Raw genomic sequence first — 18645 nt, 5'->3', positions numbered from 1 at the left:
CTTGACATGTGAATCAATTATCGGTATGGTGTGAATCAGTTCACACTTTGAATAAAGGAGTATTCTATGCCCAAAAATTCTTTCTTTCGTTTAGATGAAGCAAGGCGCGCGGAAATATCGAATAACGCTATGCATCTTTTTGTTAATCATCTTTACGAGGATATAACGATGAAGATGGTTTTGGATTGTTTGTCCATGCACCCCGGAACATTTTATCGCTATTTTGAAGACAAAGATGACCTTTATTGTCTCTTAGTACGTAATGTCACCCAGAAAAGAGCTGCGTATTTCAATAACAGTAATGAAGATTCCCTTTACCGGTTTTTCCTTACAGGTTTATTTGGAAACGTTAATGGTACGGTGACCGAACCGCTGAATGAGTTGGAAATCAAACTCACTAAAACATTTTTAAACATTCCTGAGAACACTTTGCTTAAAGTATATCTGGATGTGCTAAAGGGAGAATCATTCCCTTTAATCAAGGACATTTTACGCCGAATGAGGGTTGATGGATATCTTCGACCCGATCTTGACGACGATCTGATTTCTTTCATGTTTGAGTCAATGCAGTTTAATTTAGTCATGTTTTTTAGGGAATTCGATATTAAGGACTCTACTTTGCAACATAAGCTTAGCAGGTACTTTGCTGACTTTATGAGTCATGGGCTGCTTGAAGATCATCAATATTCTGACATAGTAAGCGATCTCAAGAAAGCCAAGGAGTAGATATGATTCACTGAAGACCGAACGCAATCGTTTTCCAGTTTTGAAAAGCGCTCATAGCACAATCTATGTATTTCATTTCGCCACTTTTATTAATGAAAGGGGAACAAAAAGATGAAAACGTATGATGCATTTCCAGAACCAATTGGCGGGTACACTGTTGGTCGAACCCAGATGGATTTTGAGTACACCGCATCAGATCACTCCAAAAGAGAACTGACGGCGTTTGTGTATTATCCGTCTGATAGTAACGAAGGCAAGACGACATCAACGTACATGTTTCCTGAAGTCTACGAGATGTTTAATGAGCAGCCACTTGTCACGGCATTAAAGGACGTTTTCTCTATAGATATCAAGACCCGATGTTACGACGACCTTGCTCTCTCCGGGAAGGAAAAGCGCTATCCGGTGTTATTCTATGTTTGCGGCGGGGGCGGTTCTCCAGAATGGGGTACAGTGATCTGCACAGACTTAGCAAGCATGGGATATGTTGTGGTGAGCATCGGCCATCAGAATAGCACAATGTATAAGCGTAAAGATGGGCGCTTGTTTAATGTATCAAAGGGTTTTTCGGATGCCCTTATAGCGTTCTCTGAAGATCCGGAGATGCTGGCGTTGGCAGGTAAGATGGAGATGCGGCCTGACGATAAAACTGCTATTGAGATGTGCCATAACGTGCTTACACTGCCGATACTTGCCAAGGTAACAGAGTATAGTGAATTACAGGCAGAAGACGTAAGGTATGTAGCTGATTATCTTTACAAACTGGACTCTGGAGAGCTGGATTCCATCTTTAAGGGCAGATTGTTGCTTGACATCGGCATGGGCATCGTTGGACATTCTTATGGAGGGCTTACGACGGCGATGGTTTGCCGGGACGACGACCGTTTCGCCTGCGGGATTGGCTTGGATAGCGGTGCGTTCGGGCTTCAGGGCAGCGACCTTAAGAAACCCTTCTTGCTACTGTTTAGTGAACCCAACTATAACATGAATGCGATAATTGGGGCTAACAATAGCATGGAAACTTATTATTTCTCTATTGATCGTGTTGCACATTTAGATTACTGCGACATTGTGTTTACCCGTGTGAATGAGGAAATCAGGGGCGAACGGGATGCTATGGAGATGCGAAATCTTGTTACAGACTATACGAAGAACTTCTTTGATCATTACATCCTGCAGAAAGCGGCAAGTGTGGAAAGTTTGGCATACGATGGCGTGGAGCTGATCAAGAAGTATCAGCAACAAGTGACATCACCGAAAGATTGCAGATAAACGCATATCCAAAAGCTAACCACAGAAAAAGCCGATTCTCTTTATTTGCATATGGATCTAATCGATAATGGGGACAAGATCCTGTACTTGGCTCGGGACAAGATCTTGTCCGACTGTTTTATACCCTCCTATCCCCTTTCCGCCCAGAGTACATGCAAAAAAAGCCGCTATATAATAGCGACTTTCAAGGGAATATGTTCTTGTTCTTGTCCAGCGTCATTTCTATTTTCATCCTGTTGAAGTGTTGTGACTCCGTTAACTTTCGCTCCAGGTGCTTCGAGTCCCCCTGATTGAGATCATTTGAGTCGTCTCGCACCTGTTTTTTTCATAGGAAAGTCCCGCTTATTTAATAACTTCAACCTTTTTTTCCCCTGCTGACTTCGCCACCTCAAACGTTGTTGTACCTTGGATAGCGACAATCAGGCCCGTAGCCAGCATAGAAACAATTAAAACTGCACTGAGGGCTGTGGAAATTTTCTTCTTCACCATAAAACCATACCTCCGATATCTATTAGGTTATAAGCAGCTTAAGACCACGACGATCCTAGGAAACCACTGGGTAATCCACCTAGTATTTGTATTATATCGTACTGACAATGATTGTAAAAGGGAAGTATTTCTTCTGATCCAATAAAGTATTAGACTTTGAAAATGAAGTTGAGCAGCATATCTGATTTATATGCTATCCTTAACGCTGCTCCGGGCTGTCCGTACAATTCCATCAACAACAGTTTCAAACAACTGTGTGGGCAGATCATGTCCCATGCCTTCAAGTAACATATATTCTGAGCCAGTGATGGCTTGAGCAGTGTCTTCTCCGCATGCTGGCACAAACATGGAGTCTTCCGCTCCGTGGATGACTAACGTGGGCACATCTATTTTTGCGAGTTGCGGACGACGGTCGCCAGAAACAGCAATAGCTGCGATTTGCCGTCCAATACTCCCTGGATCATAAGCTCGCTGAACCTCTTCTCGAATCATTGAACGATATTCGTTCTCTTCAAAAGGATAACCTGTACCGGCAATACGTCTGGCAAAAGCTACGCTATGAGCGATGTATCCTGCCTCATCCTCTCTCGGGTTCGGAGCTGGACGAGTCATTAACGCCATGACTTCTGGCGAAGTTTGCGGAAGTTCGGGATTGCCTGTAGTTGACATGATTGAAGTCAGCGAGAGGACACGTGCCGGATATCGGCTGGCAACAAGCTGGGCAATCATGCCGCCCATCGAACGTCCAACAATATGTGCTTTCGCGATACCCAGTGCATCTAACAATTCAATCGTATCATCAGACATATCCTCAAGCGTGTAAGGTATATTGGGGAGTTGTCCTGACATAAGCGTTCTGGCGAGTGTTTCGAAATCAAGTGTATCGTGATGACTAAAATGAGTAGATAACCCGGTGTCTCTATTGTCAAAACGAATCACCCTGTATCCTCTAGCTGCCAGCATTTCACAAAAGGGAATGGTCCAACGGATCATCTGGGTACCCAGCCCGGCGATTAACAGTATGGCTTCATCCGTTTCGCTGCCATAACTGTCATAAGCGAGTTCAATACCGTTCACTTTTAATATATTCATTGTGATGTTCTCCTTGAATTTTAATATTTCGGTAACCATACCCACTTTCCTACTTTGTCTGTTGTTGTACCCATCGCTGAAGTGGTTATCAACTCTCTTCCTGTTTGAATGCACCCTTGGCTAAAGTCTTAATATAGTCTCTGATATCAGGCTTCCAATGATCAATCAATCCATAAAAGAGATCTTCATTCCCGGCATACAATGCTCTCAAAGCCTCCTCATACTGAGGGAAATCACCCGCCATTGCTGTCATAAAATGATAACTTGCTTCTTGTGCGGCGCGAACTTTACCTTCATTCTCACCCGTACGGCGAGCTTCATCTATCAGTTTTCGCAACGTTACCGAGGCTCCTCCGGGCTGAGCTTTAAGCCAGTCCCAATGTCTGGGAAGTAAAGTAACTTCACCGGACACCACGCCCAGCTTGGGACGGCCAACCCTGCGAGCAGGTTGTTCATGTTCATTGGAATCCGGTATATGTCCAACTTGGCTGTTTAACCGCTCAAGCACCTCAACGGTGTTTCCACGAAAATCAATATCCAGTGGTTTACCCGTCAAATCGTCAAAAATAAGCAATTGTACGAATTTACTGTCCTCCAGGGTATCTTTTACGGTTGCGACAACATGCTGTATTGTACCTTTGGCCAAACAATCTTTCTCTAAAAAGGCAGTACAGCTAATTTGAGCAGGTGAAGATTGCATGTTATACCCTCCTTTTTCATTCCTTCTTCAATAATTATACCCGGGTAAAAATACATAGTCAATATTACCCGGGTATAATTATTATTATGTCGTCTCTAATCGTATTTGTTTTTACAGCAACTAATTTTGCGCCTCCTTTAACAGGCTCAGAAAAATTGGGTGCACCCGTATCCAATATTTGATGAACAGCTCGATGAAGCCATAGACTCTCATGAAAAAATATCAAATTACATGGTGCAGCATGGTTTATACCACCCTTACCATATTCCTGAACTAATTCAGCTCGATCTGAAAAACATTCAGACTGCTATGAATATTCAGTCCTGACACCGTTTTTGATTTTAGTCAGAGATTTCTGAGAACAAAAATGTTCCTGTGTCAAGAATTTCAACAATGAGAGAAGCCGGGTACACCCCGCCCTTTTTTCGGTTGCTTCACGAAACAAGCTTATTCAAGCGTTCCTTTTCCTTCGTTTTTTATGGCAGATCCACGACCGCCACCTCCCATGACACGGCCGAACCGATCTGCTAAGTGATAACTGCTAGACCTTTCGACTTGAATATTAGCGGCCTTCTATAGGCTCCCACCCATTCCCCTGTTCAATGGCCTACATACAATACATTAGACTAATGAACAGGAGTGATGTGATATGACATTTTTACCTCCTTTTGGACCTGGTGGAGGGTTTGGTGGACCTGGGTTTCCCGGAGGACCAGGAGGACCGGGTGGAATGCCTGGTCCGCCATCGTTTCCCGGGGGTGGAGGCGGCGGACCACAAGGCGTGCAGGCACCTCCCGGGCCGCCACCATCATTCACTCCACAGCAACCCGCTACCTTGTATGCTGTAGATCCAAGGGCCATATCCGGCTGTCTGTTTCGCTACACATATATTTGGCCGGATCGTGGTCCCGGCTTCTGGATGTACCCGGTATTTGTAGGTAGAAATTCGGTGGCTGGTTTCCGCTGGAATGGATTCTTCTGGCTATACACCGGCATTGATCTGCAGCGAATCAGTTCGTTTAGCTGTTTCTAGAAGTAATCCCCCTGTATGCGGATCAATCTGCATACAGGGGGATTTAGATTTATGGAGGATTCCCCTAGTCTAGAGCAACTGCGACGAAACGAAAAAAAGAGGGGCTGTCGCCCCTCTTCTCGCTTACTGACACAGCCATTGGATAAGAATCACTATCCCACCAGCAGTTAAGGTCACATCGTTGAACGCAGACGAATTAAAGCAACTTAATCAGCTTTTCTAGCTCATCTACCAAACTTTTTGCAAGTTCAAAATTAGTATCTTTTAAAGCCAATTCGATTTTCATTTCAACAGACTTTTTCTTTTGTTCCGTTTCTAGATAGTCTTCATTAAAATGACTCGTATAAATCATCTCTCTAAATTCTTGTATACTCATTTTAGTAATCGTCTTGTCTTCAATGATCAAAACATAATCCATACCATTTACAACAGAATAGAAATCATGAGAAATCATGAGAATCGCACCTTTGTACTCCTCAATAGCTTTCTCCAATGCGATTTGTGTATAGATGTCTAAATGGCTTGTCGGTTCATCAAGAAGCAATACGTTGGCATGACTGGCAGCAACTTTAGCCAATTGAAGCATATTTTTTTCTCCACCAGATAAAGACTCTATCTTTTGATCAAGGATTTCTCCTTCGAAGCCATAGTGCAAAAGATGCGATCTAATCTCATCATATGTTTGAAACCCTGCATCAATAAAGTCGTTTAGTATGGTGTTCGAATCCTTGAGCATTTCGCCTTGAAACTGAGATAAATAAGCCAATGTAGCTTCAGCATTTATTTCAATAGAATCCTGATTATTTTGGAAGATTTCGCGGAGTAACGTCGTTTTCCCGGTACCGTTTGGACCGATCAGGGCTACTTTATCTGTCGATTTGATCTCAAAGTTCACATGTTCCAAAAGTAATTCGTCAAAGGAAACGCTATAGTTATTGACGTTAACCACAACGGTGTCTTCCATTTCCTTTTCGATGCCAAAATGGATATTCGGCTGTTTGATATCAACAAAGGGCTCTTTAATTCGACGTGCTTCCAAGCGCTCTTGAAACCTAACTCTGGCTTTTAACGCTCTGCCTCTGGAGGCTTCTGAATTATACGTGGCGATCTCTCTGAGATTGTCGATGATATGGTCGTATCTCTCAATTTCTTCAGCTTCAGCAACCGCAATTTCTTGTAACTCGATCTTAGTCTGAAGCAGTGAGAAGTTATAGTCGATGTATCGCCCGTCAAACTCTTGGATCTCCGTGTTTTCAAGGTGTATTATTTTATTGAAACAATGATTCAAAAGATAGCGATTGTGCGTAACAACGAGCAGCATTCCCTTGTGGGAATTAATCAATTTTTTAAGTGCATTCAGGTTTTCAAAGTCTAGAAATACATCGGGTTCGTCCATGATCATTAAGTCTGGACGATTCAGCATTTCCTTCATTACTTGAATAAGTTTGAATTCCCCGCCGCTTAATTCGGATACATCAAGGTCTTTTAGCTTCATGAGGTTAGCCAGATTTAGCTGTTTATTAATGGTGTTTTCAAAATTATCCCCATCCATTGCCTGGAAGGCATCCAAAGCCAATTGAACCTTTTCCAGCAGCGAATCCATATCCGATGTCGTTGCCATTTCCGCATAAAGGGCTGTGATTTCATCTTGTATCTTGATGAACTCTTCTCCGATATATTCAAAAACAGTCATTTCTTTCGTGTTATCGACTTGCGAGAACTGACTCACATACCCGATTTTGCAATCGGGGTCTATCTCTAACTTGCCATCGAACAGATATCTTTCCGGATCCATCAATATATCGATCAGTGTACTTTTCCCACTGCCACTTGTTCCTATAAAAGCGCAATGTTGCGCCTCTTCAAGCGTAAATGAAATGTCTTGATATAGTTCCTTTTGCGGGAACGAGAAGGATAAGTTTTCAACTTTTATCATCGTGTTACCTTTCTTTATAACTAAATTGGTGATTATTATTAAATAATTTGTCGAACACAGACTTTTAGAGTAACACTGTTTACCACCAAGCACAATCCATTTGTAGCCCTTACCCTCACTTCAAAACTACGATATTGAACATTTTGTTTAAGAAATTGACTGAAGTTAATGAAAAGTGTCATTTCTCCCCTGATTGATCATATATATCCCAATCAATCAACGCTATGATTGTTGTTTTTGATAAGCGTGCATTGCCGTTTGAAATTGATCTAATGCTTCTTGATATTTGAGTCGATCCTTATCATTTGATGCAAGTTGCTTTCGCAATATTAAATCATCTTGTAATTGTTTCACTAACTCCGTAATTTGATCTTTCGGACTTGAATTTGCAGGCTTGGGCAAAGAAGCTGTACCTGTCTGAACAGAGAGTTCTCTCTTCCCATCCACCTGACCAATTGAAACTTGATCCAGAGTTAAATTAAGCTTGCGAAGCTCTTTTTTTACCCACTCTTCGCTCAATCCTGCTGCTTTTAAAGTGTCTGGCAAGACATGCCCATCCATGATGATCGTACTTGGCTCTCTTTCAGTAGAAATATGGTAGCCTAATAAGTTGGCTGTGAGTGGCTGATATTCTTTCTTTAACATCACACTGATGTCTCCACTTTGTTCCATGACTGCAAACTCAACATCGGCAACTCTAAACACATCTTTTTTTCGAAGTTGTTCCAGAAATTCATCGATCGTCAATCGTTCTTTCTTTAATGCCTTTTCAATTACTGTTCCATTCTCAATAAGAATCGTTGATTTTCCATCTACAACATCACGAAACTTTTTACTTTTCAACGTAAAATACTCGGCCCCCGCTGACACGGAAACCCATACAAAAAGTGCGATAAATCCCAAATACCAAGTTGTATCTGTATCTAACGAAATATAACCAATCAAGTTTCCTAGAGTTATACCTGTTATATACTCAAACAAGGATAATTCAGAAATTTGGCGCTTGCCTAGAATTTTGGTGATGATGAACAGGATTGTTACGGCAGATAATGTTCGAAATGCGACTTCTAACCATTCTGGCACGTTAAATGTTCCTTTCTCTTTGAAAGTAAGGTACTTGGGTGATCACTATTAAAGGTTATAATTACCATGAGTTCAAGATTGTATGCAAAGAACATTTATTTCTACCTGATGCTCTTAATTCGGAATGGATACAGACAGAAATGATTGAGAATATATTTAGCAAAACGTCGTATCTTTCAATTTCTTCAGCTTCAGAACCGCAATTTCTTGTAACTCGATCTTAGTCTGAAGCAGCGAGAAGTTATAGTCGATGTATCGCCCGGTCAAACTCTTGGATCTCCGTGTTTTCAAGGTGTTGTAGCCATTGCCCTCACTCCAAAAATAGAATACTTTCTATATTTTAATCTCAATCAAATGAAACTTAATATGAATAAGGTTCCAGTTTTCTGCCTTGTAACCTATATGTATATACAAATTTAGGGTTAGTCTTCATTTCCCCCTGCAATATTACGATAAATAGTATGGGGTTATACGAATAACCATATTTACTTTTTTACATCCAAGGGGGAACCGAACGTGAGACAGACTCGCAAAATAAAGATGGATTTAAGGTTCAAACTGTATTTGATCATTCTGGTTCCGCTACTGGCCATGGGCGGTCTAATCATGTGGACCACCATCGACTCCAGTGAAAATGCATCATTAATGACCATGCAGCATAACAATCAGCAGCTTGCTGTGAATACCGCCTCTCAACTAGGTCAGGAATCGGAATTAATTAAGACACTAGCCTCTACTGCCTCAGAAGAGAGCAGTGAATACAAAAGTCTTAGAGACGAACTCGTTAAAGTTAGGCTTCAATCGGGAGCCTTATATGTTTATATGTATAACAAAACTTCGGACGGGTGGATCTACACTGTGGATGGAGCGAATTGGGATGATTCTGAATATAGCCCGTACGGCACTGCAATGGAATTCAACCCCCAGATTCAGGAACGCTTATTACGTGGAGAAGTCATCACAACAGGTATTGTAGACGATCCAACCTGGGGACAGCTGTTGTCCTCCTTTACACCAATCAAGGATTCGCAAGGTGCGATTATTGGCTATCTGGGCATTGATATATCTGCTGAAGCGGTGAATCAAGTCTCCGCGATATCCGTGAATAATGCCTATCGGACCATTATACCGATTTTCGTGGTTGTACTGATTCTATCGCTGGTCATGATGCTATTGGTGGTAAGAGGCATCCTCAGACAAGTACGCGATATTAAGTCAAGCCTGGAACAGGTCGCGGATGGGAATCTCAAAGTTGTATCCACACATATGACCAACGATCAGCTCGGTGACATCAGTGATCTGATTAACGTCATGGTTGCGCAATTGACGAACATACTGATGGGAATACAACAAGGTTCGAATATGCTCCAGCAGTCCTCGGCCAATATTGCGGAAACGGCTCAGACGAACCAGCGTCAGACTGAAGAACTCTCCAGAGCAATCGAGGAAATTGCTATAGGCTCCATGAAACAGGCAGAAGAAACCGAACATTCCGTACAGCATTCGGAGAATCTCGGCAAAATTATGGATGAAGTAGGTTCTTATGTGCAACAGTTTACCCATACTTCAGAGCAGCTGTCTGCCGTACAAGTACAAGTTACACGTGAACATGAGGTTCTGCTTGAGAAAGGCCGGGAGAATGCCAAGCGGGTTGAGCATCAGCAGGAAATTTCCAGGTCTCTAACCACTCAATCGGAACTCGCATCCTCCATTAGTGGACAAATCCACAATATCCTGAAACAAACCCAGATTCTCTCGCTGAATGCTTCAATCGAAGCAGCCCGTGCTGGCGAGGCGGGTAAAGGATTTGCGGTCGTTGCTGGTGAAATGGGACAGCTCGCTCAGCAGTCCGAACGTTCGATCCAGGAGATTGATGTGATCCTGGGTTCATTTGTTCAAGAAATTCACCGGATGGGCAATCATTTTGAAGCGAACATGGTGGCGGTTAAGGAACAGGAAGAACAGATCGCGGATTGCCTTCAGGCGTTCAGACAGGTTAGCAAGTTATCGACTGAAGTGCATGAGCTTGCTCAGCGTTTAGAAAACCGGACGATGGATATGCACTCCATTAGACAAGAGGTGGAACAGCACCTGAGCTATATCGCTTCTGCAACCGAGGAAACTTCAGCCATGGCTGAAGAAGTCACGGCCAGTGCTGTAGAGCAGCAGCGATCAGCGAGTGAACTGTCGAACATCTCCGGGCAGCTCGCCGGCCTTGCTGGCAACCTCAAATCCTATTCTGATCAATTTCAGATCGAAGTGACTAAATCAGTTCCCCCATCACATTAAGGGTGTTGCTAGATGATGCGTACGAGGCCGATGAGATATACACTCCGGAAGAAAACGATCTGTAAAGGACAGCATCCACCAACGTAATAGGAGATTTGTCACGTTGACTAATTAAGGATTCCTCATTTATAATTCGGACATTGAGAGCCAAGCAGATACTGCTTGCCATGTAAGCCTGAACTTATAGTTCTGTAAACAAACTCAACGCGAAAGATGTGAGTAATTATGAGTAAACAAAAGGTATACTACGGTAAAGATATCGAGGTCATGTTTAATTCGGATGTCTGCATTCATTCCGGGATTTGCGTAAAGGGCCTCCCTGCTGTTTTTGATTTAAGCAAGCGTCCTTGGGTTGACCCTGATGGTGAGACTTCGGAGGCCATTGCCCGGCATATCGACACATGTCCAAGCGGAGCGTTGACGTACAAGCTTGTGAATGATGAATACTCAACAAAGAAAGAGGATGAACATGCATAATGTAGAACATGAAGTTGCCAATAAAAGATTTCTGATTCAAGATAACGGCGATATTGCTGCGGTGATGACGTATGTAATCTCAAGTCCAGAACTATACATTATTGATCACACATTGGTCGAAAATGCATATAGAGGACAAGGGCTTGGGGATGAACTTATCAAAGCTATGGTGGAATACGCGCGGGAAAACGGTATTAAGATTTTACCTTTATGCCCTTTTGCCAAGGGTCGTTTCGAACGTATCTCCGAATACGCGGATGTTCTCCATCAATAAAACTAACATTCGCTGCTGAATTTCATGTGGCTATCAAATGTAACGGTTTATTGGCGAATTTTGATACTCCTGCCAAACAACAATAAAAAGCGTCTATATCATTCAGAACTGATATAGACGCTTTTTTACGTTTCCTGCTTATACGTTATCGCTTAAACCAACGATTGTTTCGAACGGTCGCAACACCAGTGGCAGCATGCCATTCTCATAGTTGGTAAGCCAGATCTCCGAGAAGTTGAGGCCAAGCTCATCTTCCTCAAGCTCCACGATGTGTTCGGTAAGATTGCTGACGACCAGCACCTGTTGGTCTGCCAGTGTACGTGTATATGCATATACACTTGGATGATCCGGCATAAGAAGCTCATAGATACCATAAGTCAACGTATCGTGTTTTTTTCGCAGCTGAATCATTTGTTTATAAAAGTGAAGGATGGAACGTGGTTCCTGAAGTTGTTTCTCTACATTAATATTGACGTAGTTGTCATTCACTTTTAACCATGGCTTACCTGTGGTAAACCCGGCCTGTTTGGACGAAGACCACTGCATCGGCGTTCTGGAATTATCGCGACTTGAAGCCCAGATGATGTTCATGATCTCCTCATGCGACATCCCCTCTTCACGTTTGATCTGATATAGATTCCGATCGGCTATGTCGTTATAATCTTCTATCGAAGGGAAAGCCACGTTGGTCATGCCTATTTCTTGTCCTTGATATATGAAAGGCGTACCTTGCATGAAAAAGTACATGGCGCCAAGCGCAGTGGCACTTTCATACCAATATGCACTGTCATTTCCCCAAGATGAAACTTTGCGGGGCTGATCATGATTTTCAATAAACAAAGCATTCCAACCGACGTTTTCCAGGGATTTCTGCCACTTGGTCAAGACGTTTTTCAATTTGAGGATATCCAGTTCTCTGTCCGTGCTGTTTTTCCAGAGGTCAAGATGTTCGAATTGGAAAACCATATTAAATTTCCCTCTGACTTCACAGATCCAATCCAGCAGATCTTCCTGGTCCTCTACCTTTACTCCGTTCGCTTCCCCAACAGTCACCACGTCATATCTGGACAATGTATTCTCTTTCATTTCTTGCAGATAACTCTGGATTCCTTTGACATTCATATGTTTTTCAAAAGAAGAGATGTATTTGAAGCCTTCTTTAACAGGCATGTCCAAGAGGCCCTCTTCCTTATGAATATGGCTAATGGCATCAACACGGAACCCATCAATCCCTTTATCCAGCCACCAATTCATCATTTCATATATTGATTTACGAACATCTTTGTTTGCCCAATTCAAATCCGGTTGTTTTTTGGAGAACAGATGAAGATAGTACTGCCCGGATGCTTCATCATATTCCCAGGCAGAACCGCCAAAGATGCTCTCCCAGTTGTTCGGTTCCTCTCCGTTCTTCCCATCTCTCCAGATATACCAGTCTCGTTTGGGGTTATCCAGCGAAGCTCTGGATTCAATAAACCACGGGTGTTCGTCACTTGTATGATTAATCACTAAGTCCATAATAAGTTTCATGCCGCGATGATGCACTTCATGCAGTAATTGGTCAAAGTCTGCCATCGTGCCGAATTCATCCATAATGGAACAGTAATCACTGATATCATAACCATTATCATCATTGGGTGACTTATACATCGGACAGATCCATATCAAATCAATACCGAGATCCTGGATATAATCCAGTTTGGATATGATCCCCTGAATGTCACCAACACCATCTCCGTTGGAATCCATAAAACTTCTTGGATAGATTTGATAGGCTACTGCTTCTTTCCACCATACTCTTTTCATTGAATATAATCCTTCTTTCTTGAGAACTGAACATGATATAACGTATTACGTAGTATGCTTTAACTATGAATAAGGTACATTCTTGCTTCATATGGGCGTAATATGCTCTCTGAGAGTTCACCTGTATAATTGGATATCAAAAGTTGATTGGACTTTGTTAAATGCTCCTGAAGCGAAAGTTCGGTTGTATACCCCTGGAAATTGCACACCACCAAAATCGTAGTACCATTCAACGTGCGGGTATAGGCAAACACTTCTGGGTTTTCTGGAAAGATCAGCTCATAATCACCATATACAATGACTTCATGGTCTTTTCTAAGTTGAATCAACTTCCGGTAATAATGGAATATGGATTCGGGATTATTCAAACTTTCCTCGGCATGGATATGCTTATAATTCGAATTCACCTTAATCCAAGGTTCCCCTCGTGTAAAACCTGAGTTATCAGAAGTATCCCATTGCATAGGTGTTCGTGCGTTATCGCGGCCCTTGGCGTAGATCGACTCCATCACGCTGCTTTCAGGATAACCTCTCCCCATTCTTTCCTTATAGAAATTGAGCAATTCAATATCTCGATAATCCTCAATCGCATATTTTACATTCGTCATACCCAATTCTTCACCCTGATAAATATAAGGCGTGCCTTGCATGCCATGAAGAAGGGTAGCCAACATTTTAGCCGATTCGATCCTGAATTCTCCATCGTTCCCCCAACGCGAGACAATTCGGGGCAGATCGTGGTTGTTCCAGAACAAACTGTTCCAGGCTTCGCCTTCCAGCTCCGTCTGCCATTTGGACATCACTTTTTTCAATTCCAACACATCCAAAGGTTTAAGATCCCACTTTCCTTTGCCTTCTTGTTCATCCAGGCTGATGTGTTCAAATTGGAATACCATAGAAAACTCGCTGCCGTCCGGGTTGCTGTACAGTTTGGCGATCTCCGGAGTGGCGCCCCACGTCTCTCCTACGGTCAGCAGGTCTTCCGCGTTTTGGAACGTCTCCTTGCTTAGTTCCCTGATATATTTATGCAGATTTGGTCCGTTACCCGTAATCTTTGCATCCGGTTCTTTGCCAATTAAGTCGATAACGTCAAGTCGGAAACCACCAACACCCTTGTCGATCCACCAATTGATCATGTTGTATATCTCCTGCCGGACTTTCGGGTTTTCCCAGTTGAGATCTGGCTGTTTGACGGAAAATAGATGTAAATAATATTGCCCGATTTCAGGCACCCATTCCCAAGCTGAACCACCGAAGGTGGACCCCAAGTCGTTCGGAGGTGTTCCTTCAACACCATCTCTCCAGACGTAGTAGTCATGGTACGGATTGTCTTTGCCTTTTTTGGCTTCTTGAAACCATGGGTGTTCATCCGATGTATGGTTCAACACCAGATCCATGATGATCCGAATATCTCGTTTTTTGGCTTCAAGAATTAACGTTTCCATATCTTCCAAAGACCCAAACATCGGATCGATATCCTGATAATCTGAAATATCATAACCGTAATCGTCCTGAGGAGACTTGCAAACAGGTGATAACCAGATCGCACCAATGCCGAGTTCTTGCAAATAATCCAATCGGGATACAATGCCCTTCAAGTCGCCGATGCCATCTCCGTTATGATCTTGAAAGCTCCGTGGATATATTTGATACACAACGGTTTCTTTCCACCATTTTTTATTTTCCATGTTCCATCAACCTTTCTAACACACGTAAACGTGGTTTTATTCTTTGACCGATCCTACGACAATGCCAGTCACAAAGTATTTTTGCAGTAACGGATAAATCAGCAACAGCGGGATAACAGCGACCACGATTTTGGCTGCGTTCAGGTTTTTGTTCGAAATTTCGGTCAAATTGCTGAGTTCGCTGGAGTTCGTGCCGGCTTGAAGCAAATCGGCAATGTTTACGTTAAGGGACTGAATATAGGTCATTAGCGGATAATTGCTGACTTTGGTCATATAGATCAGACCGCTGAAGAAGTCATTCCACGTCCCCACAATACTGAACAAGGCAACTGTCGCCAGCGCTGGAATGGACACGGGAACATACACTTTGAACAAGACTTGAAGCGGATTGGCCCCATCAATGAATGCTGCTTCTTCAAGCGCTTTAGGTACAGCAGAGAAGAAGTTCATCACGAGGATGACACTGAAAATCGGCACAGCGCCTGGCAGGACAAGTGCCCATATCGTATTCAGCATATCCAGATTTTTGATCAGCAGGTAAGTCGGAATCATACCTCCACTGAACAACATGGCAAAAATCATGATATTCATATAAATGTTTCTGCCTTTGAATTCCCGCTTCGATTTGGATAGCGGATAAGCCATCAAAATAATCAGAATCATATTAAGCACAAGGGCAAGTGCGACACGTAGAACAGATATGCCAAAGGAACGCCAAAACTGAGCATCATCGATAATTTTGGTATACGCTGCTGTTGTAAAATTGACGGGAAAGAGACCTACTGCATTGGCAGATACCGCCTCGCTGCTGCTGAATGATATGGCAACGATATTCCATAACGGAAGAAGGCAGACCAATGCCAGCATAATCACAATGGCATAGATGACAAACCGGCCAATTCGTTCTTTAAAGTTTGCAGAATAGGACACAGGTTTGGCCTCCTTAGAATATTTTTCGATCTGTGTATTTTTTGGCCAACTGGTTGGCAGACATCAGCAAAACAATACCGATCACGGACTTAAACAAGCCAACAGCCGTACCGAAGCTATACTGTCGCCCAACGAGACCAATCCGGTAAACGTAGGTGTCCAGAATATCCCCCGACTCATAGACAACTGGGTTATACAGATTATAAACTTGATCGAAACCTGCGCTCAAAATGTTGGTCAGGCTCATTACGCCCATGAGCAGAATAATAGGCAGCATGCCTGGTAAGGTAATATGCCATACTTTTCTCCACCAACTGGCTCCATCCATGCCTGCCGCTTCATATAGACCGGGATCAATCGACGTAATCGCTGCCAAATAGACGATGGAACTGTAACCAAACTCTTTCCATACGTCTGTACCGATAATCAGTGGCTGGAACCAGGTGTTGCTACCAAGGAAATTAATATTTTCCAGGCCAAAGAACGCCAACATTTGATTGACGATTCCATCCAAACTGAACATGTTGACAACGACGGATGCCAGTACAACCCAGGATAGAAAGTGCGGCAGATAAACAATCGTCTGCACGGACTTTTTTACGTATTTGATACGAATTTCATTTAACAAAACGGAAAAAATGATGGCCATCATCGTTCCAAGCAAAATCTTGCCAATCGCAATCACCAACGTATTGCTGACGACCTGCGCGATATCCGGCAGCTTGAACATATACATAAAATGCTTCAGCCCTACAAATTCAGAGCCAAACATCCCTTTCGCCGGTACATAATCTTGAAAGGCTGTGATGACGCCTACCATTGGGATATAGCTGAATACCAGCAAAAACAAAATGCCCGGCAGCATCATCATATGGTACATGGCACCTGGACCGAGCCGCCCTCTCGCTTTCAATTTCCCCTGTTTCATGGATGAACCCCTTTCGTTGAAGAAAGGCTGCGTATCGCAGCCCTGCTACTGTGCATGAATATTATTGTTTGGATGCGATCTCATCTTCAATTTCCTGAATGACTTGATCACCACCTTGTTTTTTCCAGTTATTCACGAATGTATCGAAGTAATCCAATGGTTCTGAACCCGTTATAATTTTGATAAACGACTCCTGCTCCAACTTCGTCAGATTGGCCCACGTCTGTTTCATGCTTGGTGTAGTTCCAGAGAAAGCAGGTGTCATCCATTCGAATTTCTTTTCCTCTGTCAGTTTGTCGATTAGTCCAACACCGTTGATCCGTGAATGGTATTTTGACCAAGCAGTCACGTCATCCGTATCCATGTCGTTCAAATAGGTTTTGATGCTGCCGATATTGTTTTTCGATTCTGTTGTGCGAACCTCATCCAGACCAATCTCACCTTTGATGCCGCGAACAACGTCAGAGTAATCATCCAGCAGCGATGTAGCGGAGTTGACTTCGATATTAAAAGGTCTCGTCGATCCGTCTACCCCGGTCTCCTGGTACTTGGCCGCTTCCGGCATGGTTGTAGCGGCATCTTTATCATTGGCCAGTTTATCGTAGAACAGGTTAAGAATCTTAACGGCCAGTTCAGGGTGTTCATATCCCTTTCTCACCACGATAAACTGATTGGAAGGATTGGCATGCGCCACGTTTACTTTGCCGTCTGCATCTTCCAGCGTATAAGCCGAGAATTTCGCATTTTTATCCATCTGTTTCGCACTGATCAGTCCCCAGTCAGGGATATGCCACGGTCCAAAAGCAATACCGCTTTGGCCATTGGCGTAGAGTGCGGTAATATCGTCAAACGTGCGGGTCCCAAACTGCGGGTCAATGATGCCATTCTTGAACCATTCCGCCATAATCCCCAGCATCTGCTTCGTTTCTTCTGTCGTAGAACCATACACGATTTTGCCGTCGTCACCATTCATCCAGTATTGCGGGAAGGCTCCCTCGGTTGAGGCCACACCCAGCATCGTATAAGCAGAACCATTATAATCGGTTGTATTCATCGTGTTCACAAATGGAATACCTACCGGGTTCCCGGATTGGCCAGGGTCTCTTTCCAGGAATTCCTGTGCCGTTTTCTCTACTTCATCGAGCGAGATGGCACCGTCTCCGTCTGCATCAAGTTGAATCCCCAACAGATCCAACCAGTCCTGACGAACCCAAACCATCGTGGGTGCGGAATCCAGAGAAGTCGCCGGAAGTCCCATCAGTCGTCCATCAATCGTCGCATTTTCTAATGCTCGACCATCATAGGAATCGTATATCTGCTTGATATTGTCCGTAGCATATTGATCATATATGGCTGTCAGATCCTCAATCAGATCGTTATCCACCAGCTCTTTCAATTCATCTTTGGAATCAACACGCATCATGTCTGGCAATTCCCCGGACGCGATGGCGAGCGAAACCTGACGGCTATAATCTTCGCCATTAGCTTCAAATTGATCTGAAATTTGTGCGTTAAACGTGTCTTTGACCAGCCGAGTATACGCGTTATTCTCATAGGTATCTCCACTCGGCAGTTTCGGATTGGCTGTGGTTACCCTTCCCATGGTAACGGTAATTTCGTCTTTATAGGCACTGAACGGATCTCCCGGCGTTACCTCATATTTGCCTGCTTCTTCTGCAGTAGGCGGAGTGGAAGAATCTCCACATGCCGCTAGGGCAGCAACCATTAAGGCAGACATGGACAGCACGGCCAGACGTTTCGTCAACCGTTTGCTTTTCATGGACCATTTTGTATTCATCTAATTCGATTCCCCTTTTTCTGATGTTTAATTTTTGTTTGCGCTTTCATTATAAAATGAAGTGTAGATTAATGGAGATAGGGATTGTTCGGTCGTTTGGATAGAGAAATGTGTACAGTTTTCA

17 protein-coding genes are annotated in these 18645 nt (G+C 43.3%); 7 read left to right on the top strand and 10 right to left on the bottom strand.

The features are described 5' to 3' along the window. The first annotated feature begins 66 nt into the window (after positions 1–66). Both NKT06_RS15765 and NKT06_RS15760 read left to right on the top strand, forming a co-directional pair. A complete protein-coding gene (locus tag NKT06_RS15765) occupies positions 67–726 on the top strand; it encodes a TetR/AcrR family transcriptional regulator (protein ID WP_253436196.1) in 660 nt (219 codons plus the stop codon). Between the two features lie 111 nt (positions 727–837). Then, entirely contained in the window at positions 838–1998 is a 1161-nt protein-coding gene (locus NKT06_RS15760) for an alpha/beta hydrolase (RefSeq protein ID WP_253436192.1), read from the top strand. 342 nt (positions 1999–2340) lie between these two features. Here NKT06_RS15760 and NKT06_RS15755 read toward each other — a convergent pair whose 3' ends face one another. From NKT06_RS15755 to NKT06_RS15745, 3 genes are all read right to left on the bottom strand, one after another. Then, positions 2341–2487: a hypothetical protein gene (locus NKT06_RS15755; protein WP_253436189.1), complete on the bottom strand. Its 147-nt coding sequence runs from the start codon at positions 2485–2487 to the stop codon at positions 2341–2343. A gap of 186 nt (positions 2488–2673) precedes the next feature. After that, positions 2674–3579, bottom strand: a complete 906-nt coding sequence (locus NKT06_RS15750) for an alpha/beta fold hydrolase (RefSeq protein ID WP_253436186.1) — start codon at positions 3577–3579, stop codon at positions 2674–2676. 88 nt (positions 3580–3667) lie between these two features. Next, positions 3668–4279, bottom strand: coding sequence for a DUF2239 family protein (locus NKT06_RS15745; RefSeq protein ID WP_253436183.1), 612 nt, complete (start codon positions 4277–4279; stop codon positions 3668–3670). A gap of 159 nt (positions 4280–4438) precedes the next feature. Between NKT06_RS15745 and NKT06_RS15740 the strand changes: the two genes are divergently transcribed. Both NKT06_RS15740 and NKT06_RS15735 read left to right on the top strand, forming a co-directional pair. Beyond that, positions 4439–4606, top strand: coding sequence for a spore coat protein (locus NKT06_RS15740; protein WP_253436179.1), 168 nt, complete (start codon positions 4439–4441; stop codon positions 4604–4606). A 322-nt stretch (positions 4607–4928) separates the two neighbouring features. Then, positions 4929–5312 carry a collagen-like protein gene (locus NKT06_RS15735; RefSeq protein ID WP_253436176.1) on the top strand — a complete coding sequence of 128 codons (384 nt, stop codon included), beginning with the start codon at positions 4929–4931 and terminating at the stop codon, positions 5310–5312. A 196-nt stretch (positions 5313–5508) separates the two neighbouring features. Here the strand turns inward: NKT06_RS15735 and NKT06_RS15730 are convergent, their stop codons facing one another. Next, positions 5509–7248, bottom strand: a complete 1740-nt coding sequence (locus NKT06_RS15730; RefSeq protein WP_253436173.1) for an ABC-F family ATP-binding cassette domain-containing protein — start codon at positions 7246–7248, stop codon at positions 5509–5511. A gap of 222 nt (positions 7249–7470) precedes the next feature. After that, positions 7471–8331, bottom strand: a complete 861-nt coding sequence (locus tag NKT06_RS15725) for a DUF421 domain-containing protein (protein ID WP_253436170.1) — start codon at positions 8329–8331, stop codon at positions 7471–7473. A 516-nt stretch (positions 8332–8847) separates the two neighbouring features. On the opposite strand from NKT06_RS15725, the gene NKT06_RS15720 reads away from it, so the two are divergent. From NKT06_RS15720 to NKT06_RS15710, 3 genes are all read left to right on the top strand, one after another. Next, the gene (locus NKT06_RS15720) at positions 8848–10620 is read left to right on the top strand and encodes a methyl-accepting chemotaxis protein (protein WP_253436167.1); all 1773 of its coding nucleotides are present in this window, start codon (positions 8848–8850) and stop codon (positions 10618–10620) included. 225 nt (positions 10621–10845) lie between these two features. Continuing rightward, complete coding sequence (locus NKT06_RS15715; protein ID WP_253436164.1) at positions 10846–11097, top strand: (4Fe-4S)-binding protein; 252 nt, start codon at positions 10846–10848, stop codon at positions 11095–11097. Further along, on the top strand, positions 11090–11371 hold the full coding sequence (locus NKT06_RS15710) for a GNAT family N-acetyltransferase (protein WP_253436160.1): 282 nt from the start codon (positions 11090–11092) through the stop codon (positions 11369–11371). Before NKT06_RS15715 ends, NKT06_RS15710 begins: the two co-directional genes overlap by 8 nt. Before the next feature lie 138 nt (positions 11372–11509). Here the strand turns inward: NKT06_RS15710 and NKT06_RS15705 are convergent, their stop codons facing one another. The 5 genes from NKT06_RS15705 to NKT06_RS15685 form a co-directional block, all read right to left on the bottom strand. After that, positions 11510–13177 carry a glycoside hydrolase family 13 protein gene (locus NKT06_RS15705; protein WP_253436157.1) on the bottom strand — a complete coding sequence of 556 codons (1668 nt, stop codon included), beginning with the start codon at positions 13175–13177 and terminating at the stop codon, positions 11510–11512. 59 nt (positions 13178–13236) lie between these two features. Next, on the bottom strand, positions 13237–14865 hold the full coding sequence (locus NKT06_RS15700; protein WP_253436154.1) for a glycoside hydrolase family 13 protein: 1629 nt from the start codon (positions 14863–14865) through the stop codon (positions 13237–13239). A 36-nt stretch (positions 14866–14901) separates the two neighbouring features. After that, entirely contained in the window at positions 14902–15795 is an 894-nt protein-coding gene (locus NKT06_RS15695; protein ID WP_253436150.1) for a carbohydrate ABC transporter permease, read from the bottom strand. A gap of 13 nt (positions 15796–15808) precedes the next feature. Beyond that, positions 15809–16723: an ABC transporter permease gene (locus tag NKT06_RS15690; RefSeq protein WP_253436147.1), complete on the bottom strand. Its 915-nt coding sequence runs from the start codon at positions 16721–16723 to the stop codon at positions 15809–15811. Between the two features lie 61 nt (positions 16724–16784). Continuing rightward, positions 16785–18521: a type 2 periplasmic-binding domain-containing protein gene (locus NKT06_RS15685; RefSeq protein ID WP_253436144.1), complete on the bottom strand. Its 1737-nt coding sequence runs from the start codon at positions 18519–18521 to the stop codon at positions 16785–16787. Positions 18522–18645: the final 124 nt, after the last annotated feature.

This window comes from Paenibacillus sp. 1781tsa1 (assembly GCF_024159265.1).
Lineage (GTDB): Bacteria > Bacillota > Bacilli > Paenibacillales > Paenibacillaceae > Paenibacillus.
The sequence above is the reverse complement of the archived record's forward strand: the minus strand, read 5'-3'. Positions and strand labels throughout refer to the sequence as shown.

Bases quoted from the DNA above. Each gene is read 5' to 3' on its own strand.
- NKT06_RS15705 (WP_253436157.1), bottom strand. From the start codon at position 13,177: ATGAAAAGAGTATGGTGGAAAGAAGCAGTAGCCTATCAAATCTATCCA.
- NKT06_RS15715 (WP_253436164.1), top strand. From the start codon at position 10,846: ATGAGTAAACAAAAGGTATACTACGGTAAAGATATCGAGGTCATGTTT.
- NKT06_RS15755 (WP_253436189.1), bottom strand. From the start codon at position 2,487: ATGGTGAAGAAGAAAATTTCCACAGCCCTCAGTGCAGTTTTAATTGTT.
- NKT06_RS15690 (WP_253436147.1), bottom strand. From the start codon at position 16,723: ATGAAACAGGGGAAATTGAAAGCGAGAGGGCGGCTCGGTCCAGGTGCC.
- NKT06_RS15750 (WP_253436186.1), bottom strand. From the start codon at position 3,579: ATGAATATATTAAAAGTGAACGGTATTGAACTCGCTTATGACAGTTAT.
- NKT06_RS15760 (WP_253436192.1), top strand. From the start codon at position 838: ATGAAAACGTATGATGCATTTCCAGAACCAATTGGCGGGTACACTGTT.
- NKT06_RS15710 (WP_253436160.1), top strand. From the start codon at position 11,090: ATGCATAATGTAGAACATGAAGTTGCCAATAAAAGATTTCTGATTCAA.
- NKT06_RS15700 (WP_253436154.1), bottom strand. From the start codon at position 14,865: ATGGAAAATAAAAAATGGTGGAAAGAAACCGTTGTGTATCAAATATAT.
- NKT06_RS15745 (WP_253436183.1), bottom strand. From the start codon at position 4,279: ATGCAATCTTCACCTGCTCAAATTAGCTGTACTGCCTTTTTAGAGAAA.
- NKT06_RS15730 (WP_253436173.1), bottom strand. From the start codon at position 7,248: ATGATAAAAGTTGAAAACTTATCCTTCTCGTTCCCGCAAAAGGAACTA.
- NKT06_RS15685 (WP_253436144.1), bottom strand. From the start codon at position 18,521: ATGAATACAAAATGGTCCATGAAAAGCAAACGGTTGACGAAACGTCTG.
- NKT06_RS15765 (WP_253436196.1), top strand. From the start codon at position 67: ATGCCCAAAAATTCTTTCTTTCGTTTAGATGAAGCAAGGCGCGCGGAA.
- NKT06_RS15735 (WP_253436176.1), top strand. From the start codon at position 4,929: ATGACATTTTTACCTCCTTTTGGACCTGGTGGAGGGTTTGGTGGACCT.